Genomic DNA, 10026 nt, shown 5'->3' on the forward strand with positions numbered 1-10026 from the left:
ACTCCTTCTGCTTCGTTTGCAGCCACCGCACCCCCGGTGACGGCGAAGCCCCAACAACCAAACAACGAAAGACCCGCATGAGTGAAAACCTCATCTCCGGCGACGTGCGGGCACTTCCCAAGCGAGACATCCGGGAAGAGACCTGCGCAAAGTTCGGCTACATGGTCGGACAGTTTAAGGGCGAGACGGTGCAGATCGCCCCGTACCGCAACAAGGACGGCGACCTCGTAGCTCAGAAGCTGCGCAACGCCGACAAGGAGTTCAGCACCCTCGGGGACTTCAAGGAGGTAGCCCTGTTCGGCGCCCACCTGTGGAGCAAGGGCAAGAAGCTCGTGGTGACCGAGGGCGAGATTGACTGCATGACGGTCGCCCAGGTACAGAACCTGAAGTGGCCCGTGGTGTCCGTCCCGAACGGTGCTCAGGGCGCCAAGAAGGCCATCGCCAGAAACCTCGACTACCTCACCGCGTTCGAGGAGGTCATCTTCATGTTCGACATGGACGAGCCCGGCATCGAGGCCGCGAAGGAATGCGCCGCGCTGCTTCCCGTTGGCAAAGCCAAGATCGCCTCGCTACCCCTGAAGGACCCAAACGAGCTTCACCTGGCTGGCCGAGGGGACGAGATTGTTCAGGCCATGTGGAACGCCAAGGACTACCGGCCTGATGGTCTGCTGTCGTTCGACGACGTAATCGAGCGGATCAAGAAGCCGGTGGAATGGGGCCTGCCATGGTGGGACGAGCGCCTGCACCAACTCACATATGGGCGCCGATACCGTGAGATTTACACCTTCGGCGCTGGTACTGGCATCGGCAAAACCGACTGGTTCACGCAGCAGATCGCCTTCGACATGGACACCCTCAAGCTCCAAGTCGGCCTCATCTTCCTGGAAACGCCTGTAGACGAGCTGGGCAAGCGAATCGCAGGAAAGAAGATGGGACTCTTGTTCCACATCCCGGGTGCCGGATGGTCGCAGGCACAGCTCGATGAAGGCTCTGAATGGCTGCGAGGCAAGGGACACCTCTACGACTCCTTCGGTCAAACCGATTGGGATGTGGTTCGGGGGCATATCCGGTACATGGCGACCGCCCTTGGAATCAAGGTCTTCTACCTTGATCACCTCACCGCGCTGGCCGATACGGCTGACGAAAAGGGGAGCCTCGAACAGATCATGAAGGAGCTTGCCGGGGTTGTGCATGAACTCGGCCTGATCCTGCACTTGGTGTCCCACCTAACGACGCCTGACCAAGGCCCTCCGCACGAGGAAGGTGGGCGCGTGACCATTCGGCAGTTCAAGGGGTCACGAGCTATCGGCTTCTGGAGCAACTTCATGTTTGGCATGGAACGGAACCAGCAAGCAGAAGACCCCGCGGTAAAGCAAACCACCACGTTCCGGGTCCTCAAGGACCGCAACACGGGTCGCGCCACTGGCGCAACGCTCGGGCTCACCTACGACCGCGATGTGGGCCGTCTCCTCCCCGCCGATCTGGCTTTCCCCACCTCACCCTTCCCGGCCGAGCCGGACCCCTTCTGAAACTCAAAAAGGAAACCTCATGAACACGCAAGTCCCCGCAAAGAAAGTCTCCACCCTCGTCTGCCCCGAGGTCTCGGTTTCCGTGATGGAAGCCCTGACGCCGCAGGCACGCTCTCTCTTCGCCCACCTGAACGTCCACCGCAGCGTGACGCAGCGCGAGGCCATGATCGAACTGGGCGTGCAGAGCCTGACGAAGCGCATCTCCGAGCTGCGGAAGCACTTCGTGATCGTGAGCGACATCCGCGTCCACAAGACCACGGGCCAGCGCTACTGCCGCTACTTCTTCAAGGGCCTCAAGCCGGTCAAGCAAGTGGCCGCAGACGTGGCCCGCCCGATGCCCGACCTCACCGCCCTGGAACGCGAAGCCGCATGAAGGTCAGCGTTATCGACACCTCCACGGTGTGGATGCGCAACAAGCTGATAGCGGCACAGATCGAATGCCTGCCCTCGGACACCCCTATCGATCCCACTGAACACCGCTGGTGGGGTCTGTACGTGGGCACTGAACTGGCGGGCTTCGCGTCCCTCGACCCGGAAACCGGATACCTCTCCCGCGCGGGGGTCCTCCCGGCATTCCGGGGTCGCGGCGGACAACTCAAGCTCATCAAAGCACGCGAGAAAGCCGCTCGCGCACTCAGCCTCCCCCTCCTCACCTCCGACACCTACAACAACCCCGCATCGGCGAACAACCTGATTGCCTGCGGGTTCCGCATGTACCAGCCATCGTTCCCGGTGGATGGCGTGTGCTACTGGCGCAAGCCCCTCCAATGAACCCACCAATGCATCTCCGATTGGCGGATGCGGTGTACGACACGGAAACCAACGGACTCCTCGATGAAGTCACGGTGATTCACTGTGGCGTCATCCACGACCGCCGCACGGGCAAGAGCAAACGCTACGCCCCCGAGGACATCACCGCGATGTACCTCGACCTCCGCGAAATGGCCCTACATGGGCTGACCCTAGCAGCTCACAACGGCATCAAGTACGACTCCCCCGTGATGCGAAAGCTGGTGCTGAACTATGTCGGTTCGGCGTGGGAGGCCGCAGACTTCGACATCCCTCAGGAACAACTCGTGGACACCCTCGTGTTGTCGCGCCTGGTCTGGCCTGACATCAAGGAGGACGACAAGAAGCTCCTCAAGTCGGGGCGCCTCCCTGGAAAGCTGTGGGGTTCCCACTCGCTGAAGGCATGGGGCTACCGCTTGGGTCTCCTCAAGGGCGAGTATGGCGAGCAAGAGGACGCTTGGGAGAAGTTCACTCCCGAGATGCTCGACTACTGCGAGCAAGACGTGGCTGTCACCGTGCGGCTGCTGGAGACCATCGAGCGCAAGTTGGAGAAGACCAACTGCGCCCCGGAGCGTGCCCGCGACATCGAGCACAAGACGGCCTGGCTGATCGCCCAGCAGGAGCGCAACGGCTTCACCTTCAACGAAGCCGCTGGCCGCGCCCTCTACCTGCTCCTCATCAAGAAGCGCACGGAAATCGAAGCCCGCCTGAAGGAGTGGTTCCCGCCCTGGAAGAAGGACATGGGGGAGTTCATCCCAAAGGTGAACAACAAGACCCTCGGCTACGTGAAGGGCGTGCCCATCCGCAAATACAAGGACATGGTGTTCAACCCCGGCTCGCGCGACCACATCGCCGAACGGCTGATGACCTTGTTCGGGTGGGAGCCGACCGTGTTCACCGATGGGGGAAAACCCAAGGTGGACGAAGACACCATCGACGGCCTGCCCTATCCGCCGATCAAGGACCTCCTCGAATACCTAATGATCCAGAAGCGGATCGGCATGGTGGGCGATGGAGACAACGCATGGCTCAAGCTCGTTAAGAACGGACGCATTCATGGCTCGGTCAACACAAACGGCGCGGTTACTGGGCGGGCCACGCACGCTTACCCCAACGTCGCCCAAACGCCCGCTTCCAAGTCTCCTTATGGCAAGGACTGCCGGGCCTTGTTCGGGGTGCCTGAGGGATGGTTGCTTGTCGGAGCTGACGCCTCCGGCCTGGAGCTGCGGTGTCTCGCCCACTTCATGGCCCGCTATGACGGCGGCGCCTACGTCAAGGTCCTCCTCGAAGGAGACGTACACAGCCTGAACCAAAAGGCTGCGGGCCTGCCAACCCGCGACGACGCCAAGACCTTCATCTACGCCTACCTCTACGGAGCTGGCGACGAGAAGATAGGAAAAATCGTCAAGGGCACCGCCGCCCACGGCAAGAAGTTGAAGGCCAACTTCCTTGCGAAGACTCCGGCCCTCAAGTACCTGAAGGACGCCGTAGCGGCAGCGGCAAAGCGCGGCTACATCGTCGGCCTGGACGGACGGCACATCCCGATCCGCTCGGCGCACGCGGCGCTCAACTCGTTGCTCCAGTCGGCGGGTGCGCTCATATGCAAGCAGTGGCTCATCTTCCTCGAAGAGGCGCTGCAAGCACGCGGCCTCAAGCATGGCTGGGGCGGGGATTACTGCTTCTGCGCATGGGTCCACGACGAAGTGCAGATCGCATGCCGCAACGAGGAAGTCGCCGCAATCGTGGCCGAACTGGCGCCGCTCATGGTCGCCAAGGCTGGCGAGTCTTTCAACCTCAGGTGTCCCCTTGCGGGTGAAGCCAAGGTGGGCAAGACCTGGGCGGAGACGCACTGATGGACCAGCAAACGCTCGACACCCTCTATGCGCTCTACCTGGCGCCCCGGACGGTGCAGTCCGACTTCGCCCGCCAGTGGGCAGAGCAACTCGCCGCCCTCGCATCCCAGGGCCTCATTACAACCAAGGAAGGAAAGGAACTGTATGGCCGACTCTGGCGCATCACCCCTCCCGGACAAAACCAACTCATCGCGCACGGTCTCCTTTGAGGGATACGCAAGGGTCTACGGCGCGGTGTTCTCGGCGCTTCTCGAACGCGGGTGGAACGCCCACTCGGCCGTGGGCGAAACAAACGCCATCGCCCGCGAAGCGGTACGCCAATGGGAGAAGCTGGAATGAGCCTGACCGCCATCATTGATGCGGACGTGCTGATCTACCAGTCAGCCCTTCAGGTGGAACACGAGCACCGCTGGGATGACGGAACGTGGACCTACAACGCCAACGAGGCGGACGGTCAACACGCCCTCAGGTTCGCCATCGAGTCCCTCGTGGACACCGTAGGGGCCACCGACTTCGTGATCCCTCTGACGGACCTCGACCGCAACTGGCGGCTCGACATCCTGCCTACCTACAAGGGCAACCGCAAGGGAACCCGCAGGCCACTCCTCCGGCGCCACCTGTGGGAGTGGGTGCAGAGAGAGTACGCGGGCAAGGCGTACATGCGCCCCGGCCTCGAAGGCGATGACGTGCTCGGCATCCTGCTGACACACCCGACGCTCATCAAGGGCGACAAGATCGCCTGCACCATCGACAAGGACATGAAGACCCTTCCGGGTCGCCACTACGACTTCGGCAAGGGGCGCTTCTTTGACATCAACGAGGAAGAGGCCGACTGGTGGCACATGCACCAGACCATCACGGGTGACACCACGGATGGCTACGCGGGCTGTCCTGGCTCCGGCCCCAAGGATGCCGATGAGATGTGCAACGAACCGCACCTTCTGGTGCCCTACGAGCACGTCATGAAGTCCGGCCCCCGCAAAGGCACCTCCGAGACCCGCTACCGCAAAGAGCCGACCGACAACCTGTGGGCCGGTGTGGTGTCCCTCTACGCCTCCAAGGGTCTCTCCGAAGAGGTCGCCCTGACCCAGGCCCGTGTCGCTCGCATCTGCCGACACACGGACTACGACTACAACAAAAGGAAAGTGAAGCTATGGCAACCCCCATGCTGATGCCGGAGCGTCTCCGCCTGGCTGCTGCTCGATGCATCGTGCACGGCACCCCGAATTGGTGGAGCACCGACATGACGGACGAAGCCGAGTTCCGAGAGGTGAACTACTTCGAACAACTGCTGAGCAGTGACAACTCCGGGATCGCAACGCCCGAGGATGCTGCGCACCTTCTGCTGCTGGTCGCGGAGGCTGTCGATGAGTGAAGGCTACGGCGTTCCCACGGGCTCCGTTCCACGCCCCCACATCGAACAGCACGGCGGCTTCAACAAGCCCGGCGCTGCCGTCAAGGCTGACCACGACAAGCTGATGTGGGCGCTCCTGCCCTTTAAGTACCTGCACGGCATGGTGCGGGTCCTCATGTTCGGCGCACGCAAGTACGACCCGCACAACTGGCGTAAGGGCATGCCCTGGACCCAGCCCTACAACGCAGCCATCCGCCACCTCGACGCCTGGATGAGCGGGGAGGACATCGACCCCGAATCGGGCGAGTCCCATATCGACCACGCGCAATGTTGCCTGCTGTTCCTCCGTGCCTACATCGAGGAGCACAAGGACATGGACGACAGGTTCAAGAAATGAGCCAGACCCGCCTCGGGTCACTGGCTGAAGCCGTCATCAATGTGCTCATCGGGTTCGGCATCAACTTCGCCGCCAATCTGATCGTGCTTCCGTTATTCGGCTTCACCTCGCTGACCCTTCACGACAACTTCCTCATCGGCCTCATCTACACGGCCATCTCCGTGGTGCGCAGCTACGCGATTCGCCGCTGGTTCAACCAGTACATCGTCCGCGCCGCTGCCCGTCTCGCCTCCCTCAAGGACCCCAAATGACCCTCGCCATCATCCTCTCCGTTGCCCTCGCGGTGTTCGCCATCTACCCCCTCATCTCGCTGTACCTCTCGGCACAGAACGCCGTCACCGCCTACGGTGTCCTCAAGGGTCTTCCGGTTCCATTCAAGGAACGCCTTGCGGCCTGCTGGCAAGGCTTCCGCCACGGGTTCAAGCGTGACATGAGCAAGTACGGGCGGAGCCTCGTGAACAGTGTGAAGGTGACCGCATCGTGGCTGGTTGTCCTCTCGGTGTTCTTCCTGTTGGTTGTTCCGGGCCTCGCCATCGGCACCGTGTGGGGTCTCATCAAGTTCTTCGTCAGCACCGTCTACTCGGTAGCCGAGGGCACGGCAAAAGCTACGGACGACACCCTCGAAGACTGGATGGTGGCCGCTTGCAAGCCCGCAGAACGCACGATGGGCCGCTAAGGGAATAACCCACTCATTAGGTGAACGCTACGTCCGCCAACGCCAAACGGTTCCCGCCGATCAGCGCGGAACTGATGAACGAACTGGAGAAGCGATGGCCGGACACGATGCCTGACCCTGACGTAACGCCCAGCCTTGAGGCTCTGCGCTTCAAGCAAGGCGAACTCGCAGTGGTCCGATATCTCCGGCGCCAGTTCGACCTCCAAAACAAAACCGTCCTCAAAGGAAGCTAGCCCCTTGTGTAGCTCCAAGCCACCGCCGGCGCAGACCCCCGCCGCTGCGGTGCCCCTCCCTGCCGAGGCCGTGAAACCCGCTGTGGTGGAAACGGCTGGCGCAAAACCCAAGAAGTCCGGCCGCTCTGGCCTGATGATCCCCGAAGGCTCCGCCTCGGTCACTGGCCTCTCTGGCCTGAACATTCCCACCTAAGGACTGCCGATGACTGCACCCAAGCAGGGTGTAGCGGCAGGCGTCTACTCGAAACTCGAGTCGGACCGCTCCCCTTACATCCAAGATGGAATCGCCTGTGCAGAGCTGACGATCCCCTCCCTGTTCCCGAAGGTCATCGACGGGAACGCCAAACTGCCTACCCCGTACCAAAGTGTGGGCGCTCGCGGTGTGAACAACATCGCGGCAAAAATGATGCTGGCCCTGTTTCCCGCCAACACGAGCATCTTCCGTCTCAAGATCGAAGATGAAGTGTTGGCTGAGCTGGGCCAGCGTCCCAACATCAAGACGAAAGTGGAGTCCGGCCTGGCCGGTGTGGAGCGCCGGGTCACCTCGGAGCTGAGCACCAAGGCAATCCACACCACCGCCTTCGAGATTTGCAAACACCTCGTGGTGGTCGGCAACGCCTTGATGTACGTGCCCGACAATGGGCCGATCAAGATGTATTCACTGCATTCCTACGTGTGTCGCCGGGACTACACCGGCAACCCGTTGGAAATTGTGTTGCAAGAAAAGGTCGCCAAAGTCGCGCTGCCCATTTCCGTCCAAGAGGCCATCTCTAAGGGCGAGAACAAGGGCCAAAAGTCGCAGGAAGAAGTCACGATCTACACGCACGTCCGCCGCTTGAAAGACCGGTGGGAAGCGTATCAGGAAGTCGCAGGGGAGCGCGTACCGGGCACCTACGGCACCTACCCGCTGGGTAAGTGTCCCTGGGTCCCGCTGCGCCTCATCAAGCAGGACGGTAAGCACTATGGCCGTGGCTATGTCCACGAGTACATCGGCGACCTCCTGTCCCTCGAAGGTCTCTCTCAGGCAATCCTCGAAGGTGCCATCGCTGCAGCCAAGGTGCTGTTTCTGGTGAACCCGAACGGTACGACCGAGAAGCAAGACCTTGAGGATGCCCCGAACGGCGCCTTCCGGGACGGCACGGCAAATGACGTGACCACCCTGCAACTTCAGAAGTACAACGACTTTCGCGTGGCGCTCGAACAAGCGAACACGATCACGGAACGTCTGAGCTTCGCCTTCCTGATGAACTCTGCCGTTCAACGCGGCGGAGAGCGAGTCACTGCTGAAGAAATTCGGTACGTGGCCCGCGAGCTGGAAGACTCCCTCGGCGGGATTTACAGCCTCCTATCGCAAGAGTTTCAGATGCCGCTTGTGAGCCGTGTGATGTACGTGCTCCAGCGCCAGAAGAAGCTCCCAGCGTTCCCTAAGGAGGCCGTCTCGCCGGTCATCATCACTGGCATGGAAGCCCTCGGGAGAGGCAACGACCTGGCGAAGCTCGAACTGGCAATGTCCAAGATTGCGGTTCTCGGCCCCGAGGTCATCAAAGAGCGAGTCAACGTCTCCGACTATATCGACCGTGTGTTCACATCCTGCGGGGTGGATACCCAGGGTCTGATCCCCTCGGAGGAGGAAGTAGCTCAACGCCAGCAACAAGCCCTCATGCAGCAAATGATGCAACAAGGGCTCAACCCCGCCATCACCCAAGGCGGACAACTACTGAAACAAGGAATGCAGAATGGCAACCAGCAAGGCGCAATCGGCGCAGAATGAAACCGTGGTGAACAACCTCGGTGATGTGACCGAGCGTACCCCGCTGCCCCCGGAATCGGCGGTCGGCGTGATCCTCCCGATGTCGGAGCTGCCCAAGGGCTACGAAGTCCTGAAGACCCGTCATCCCAATGCCAAGGGCTTCACGCTCGAAGGCTCCTCGGTGGCGCTGCACTTCTGATGCAAGGCTCCGTCACGATCCCCGCAGCCAGCGGCAGCGCTGCCCCGGAAGGGCACGACGCGGCAATGGTCGCACGGTACGAGGAAGGGCAAGCGGCTGCGGCTGCTGGCCTCTCGACGCCTCCGGCCCCTGCCTCGGCCCCTGCTGCAGCTCCCGCCTCGGCCCCCTCGCCCGCTCCCGCTGCTGCCCCTGCAGCCGCCCCTGCCGCTGCCCCGGAGGGTGCCGTCAACGACATCCTCACGAAGGCTGGCCTGACCCGCGAAGGTCTCGCCGCCGAATACGAGGCTGGTGGCATCTCCGAAGAATCCTTCGCCAAGCTCGCCACGCAGGGCATCTCGAAGGCCGACTTCGAGCAGTACATGGCAGGTCGCCAAGCGCAGGCAACCGCCTACGACTCGGCTGTCATCACCGCCACGGTGGGCACCCCGGAGAAATACGCGGAGGTCATCGCATGGGCAGCGGAAGCGCTGAGCCCTGCCGAAAAGGCCGCGTTCAACGCTGAGGTTTCCTCTGGTGACCCTGCCCGTGCTCAACTGGCTGTGGCCGGGCTCCAAGCACGGCACACAGTGGCAAACCCGGCCGAGCCCGCATTGCTCCAAAAGGACAACGTTACTTCCGGCGCGACCGCCGCTTACGCCTCCTGGGCACAAGTCACGGCCGACATGAAGAACCCGCTGTACGCCAAGGACCCCGCGTTCCGTGAACAGGTGCGGCAACGCCTGGCAGCTTCGCCGGACGACCTCCAACGGCGATGAGCATCTTTTCCGAACTGGTTCCCCTCGGGGGCCTCTTGGAGAAGGTGTTTGACCGGGTGTTCCCGAACCCCGAGGACAAGGCGAAGGCTCAGCTTGAACTCCTCGCCATGCAGCAGCGGGGCGAACTGGCGGAACTCGCAGCAATCACCGAGGGCGACAAGGCGCAAGCTGAAGTCAACAAGGTAGAGGCCGCTAGCGAGTCCCTGTTCGTCTCCGGCTGGCGCCCTGCCGTGGGCTGGATATGCGCGGCTGCGCTGTTCGCTCAATACATCGGCGCCCCTCTCGTCACCTACATCGGCGCGAACGCCTTTGGCTGGACCATTCCCCCGCGAATGGACTTCAGCGAACTCCTGACCCTCTTGTTCGGTCTCCTCGGTCTCGGCTACTTCCGAACCCTCGACAAGAAAAACGCAAAGCCCTAACGGCCTAGCGTCCTCCCATCCCCATCTTCGGAACCCTCGCGCTTAACGGCGTGGGGCGCTTCCGCATGT

The 10026-nt window shown here is 62.0% G+C and carries 14 protein-coding genes; all 14 read left to right on the top strand.

Features of this window, described 5'->3' with window-relative positions; all coding sequences use genetic code 11:
• Nucleotides 1-77: 77 nt before the first annotated feature.
• The 14 genes from C4F17_RS07130 to C4F17_RS07195 all read left to right on the top strand — a co-directional run bounded on the left by C4F17_RS07130 (nucleotide 78) and on the right by C4F17_RS07195 (nucleotide 9957).
• The gene (locus tag C4F17_RS07130; protein WP_199851923.1) at nucleotides 78-1529 is read left to right on the top strand and encodes a toprim domain-containing protein; all 1452 of its coding nucleotides are present in this window, start codon (nucleotides 78-80) and stop codon (nucleotides 1527-1529) included.
• A gap of 19 nt (nucleotides 1530-1548) precedes the next feature.
• A complete protein-coding gene (locus C4F17_RS07135; protein WP_159053610.1) occupies nucleotides 1549-1902 on the top strand; it encodes a helix-turn-helix domain-containing protein in 354 nt (117 codons plus the stop codon).
• The gene (locus C4F17_RS07140; protein WP_106934763.1) at nucleotides 1899-2300 is read left to right on the top strand and encodes a GNAT family N-acetyltransferase; all 402 of its coding nucleotides are present in this window, start codon (nucleotides 1899-1901) and stop codon (nucleotides 2298-2300) included. The genes C4F17_RS07135 and C4F17_RS07140 overlap by 4 nt, the downstream gene beginning before the upstream one ends.
• Complete coding sequence (locus tag C4F17_RS07145) at nucleotides 2297-4171, top strand: DNA polymerase (RefSeq protein WP_199851924.1); 1875 nt, start codon at nucleotides 2297-2299, stop codon at nucleotides 4169-4171. Before C4F17_RS07140 ends, C4F17_RS07145 begins: the two co-directional genes overlap by 4 nt.
• Nucleotides 4171-4380 (top strand): hypothetical protein, encoded by a 210-nt coding sequence (locus C4F17_RS07150; RefSeq protein ID WP_106934765.1) that lies wholly within the window; start codon nucleotides 4171-4173, stop codon nucleotides 4378-4380. Before C4F17_RS07145 ends, C4F17_RS07150 begins: the two co-directional genes overlap by 1 nt.
• Before the next feature lie 126 nt (nucleotides 4381-4506).
• Nucleotides 4507-5343: an exonuclease gene (locus C4F17_RS07155; RefSeq protein WP_106937469.1), complete on the top strand. Its 837-nt coding sequence runs from the start codon at nucleotides 4507-4509 to the stop codon at nucleotides 5341-5343.
• Complete coding sequence (locus tag C4F17_RS32690; protein ID WP_159053611.1) at nucleotides 5325-5546, top strand: hypothetical protein; 222 nt, start codon at nucleotides 5325-5327, stop codon at nucleotides 5544-5546. The genes C4F17_RS07155 and C4F17_RS32690 overlap by 19 nt, the downstream gene beginning before the upstream one ends.
• Nucleotides 5539-5922 carry a dATP/dGTP diphosphohydrolase domain-containing protein gene (locus tag C4F17_RS07160; protein WP_106934766.1) on the top strand — a complete coding sequence of 128 codons (384 nt, stop codon included), beginning with the start codon at nucleotides 5539-5541 and terminating at the stop codon, nucleotides 5920-5922. Before C4F17_RS32690 ends, C4F17_RS07160 begins: the two co-directional genes overlap by 8 nt.
• The gene (locus C4F17_RS07165) at nucleotides 5919-6173 is read left to right on the top strand and encodes a DUF7220 family protein (RefSeq protein ID WP_106934767.1); all 255 of its coding nucleotides are present in this window, start codon (nucleotides 5919-5921) and stop codon (nucleotides 6171-6173) included. The genes C4F17_RS07160 and C4F17_RS07165 overlap by 4 nt, the downstream gene beginning before the upstream one ends.
• The gene (locus tag C4F17_RS07170; protein WP_106934768.1) at nucleotides 6170-6598 is read left to right on the top strand and encodes a hypothetical protein; all 429 of its coding nucleotides are present in this window, start codon (nucleotides 6170-6172) and stop codon (nucleotides 6596-6598) included. The genes C4F17_RS07165 and C4F17_RS07170 overlap by 4 nt, the downstream gene beginning before the upstream one ends.
• Before the next feature lie 435 nt (nucleotides 6599-7033).
• Nucleotides 7034-8602 (top strand): portal protein, encoded by a 1569-nt coding sequence (locus tag C4F17_RS07180; protein WP_106934770.1) that lies wholly within the window; start codon nucleotides 7034-7036, stop codon nucleotides 8600-8602.
• Entirely contained in the window at nucleotides 8568-8780 is a 213-nt protein-coding gene (locus tag C4F17_RS07185; RefSeq protein ID WP_106934771.1) for a hypothetical protein, read from the top strand. Before C4F17_RS07180 ends, C4F17_RS07185 begins: the two co-directional genes overlap by 35 nt.
• A complete protein-coding gene (locus C4F17_RS07190; protein ID WP_106934772.1) occupies nucleotides 8780-9535 on the top strand; it encodes a capsid assembly protein in 756 nt (251 codons plus the stop codon). Before C4F17_RS07185 ends, C4F17_RS07190 begins: the two co-directional genes overlap by 1 nt.
• The gene (locus C4F17_RS07195) at nucleotides 9532-9957 is read left to right on the top strand and encodes a 3TM-type holin (protein WP_106934773.1); all 426 of its coding nucleotides are present in this window, start codon (nucleotides 9532-9534) and stop codon (nucleotides 9955-9957) included. Before C4F17_RS07190 ends, C4F17_RS07195 begins: the two co-directional genes overlap by 4 nt.
• Nucleotides 9958-10026: the final 69 nt, after the last annotated feature.

This window comes from Variovorax sp. PMC12 (genome assembly GCF_003019815.1).
Lineage (GTDB): Bacteria > Pseudomonadota > Gammaproteobacteria > Burkholderiales > Burkholderiaceae_C > Variovorax.

Coding starts and splice junctions, on each gene's coding strand:
- C4F17_RS07180 (WP_106934770.1), top strand. CDS start 7,034: ATGACTGCACCCAAGCAGGGTGTAGCGGCAGGCGTCTACTCGAAACTC.
- C4F17_RS07155 (WP_106937469.1), top strand. CDS start 4,507: ATGAGCCTGACCGCCATCATTGATGCGGACGTGCTGATCTACCAGTCA.
- C4F17_RS07140 (WP_106934763.1), top strand. CDS start 1,899: ATGAAGGTCAGCGTTATCGACACCTCCACGGTGTGGATGCGCAACAAG.
- C4F17_RS32690 (WP_159053611.1), top strand. CDS start 5,325: ATGGCAACCCCCATGCTGATGCCGGAGCGTCTCCGCCTGGCTGCTGCT.
- C4F17_RS07150 (WP_106934765.1), top strand. CDS start 4,171: ATGGACCAGCAAACGCTCGACACCCTCTATGCGCTCTACCTGGCGCCC.
- C4F17_RS07130 (WP_199851923.1), top strand. CDS start 78: ATGAGTGAAAACCTCATCTCCGGCGACGTGCGGGCACTTCCCAAGCGA.
- C4F17_RS07135 (WP_159053610.1), top strand. CDS start 1,549: ATGAACACGCAAGTCCCCGCAAAGAAAGTCTCCACCCTCGTCTGCCCC.
- C4F17_RS07145 (WP_199851924.1), top strand. CDS start 2,297: ATGAACCCACCAATGCATCTCCGATTGGCGGATGCGGTGTACGACACG.
- C4F17_RS07170 (WP_106934768.1), top strand. CDS start 6,170: ATGACCCTCGCCATCATCCTCTCCGTTGCCCTCGCGGTGTTCGCCATC.
- C4F17_RS07160 (WP_106934766.1), top strand. CDS start 5,539: ATGAGTGAAGGCTACGGCGTTCCCACGGGCTCCGTTCCACGCCCCCAC.
- C4F17_RS07190 (WP_106934772.1), top strand. CDS start 8,780: ATGCAAGGCTCCGTCACGATCCCCGCAGCCAGCGGCAGCGCTGCCCCG.
- C4F17_RS07185 (WP_106934771.1), top strand. CDS start 8,568: ATGGCAACCAGCAAGGCGCAATCGGCGCAGAATGAAACCGTGGTGAAC.
- C4F17_RS07195 (WP_106934773.1), top strand. CDS start 9,532: ATGAGCATCTTTTCCGAACTGGTTCCCCTCGGGGGCCTCTTGGAGAAG.
- C4F17_RS07165 (WP_106934767.1), top strand. CDS start 5,919: ATGAGCCAGACCCGCCTCGGGTCACTGGCTGAAGCCGTCATCAATGTG.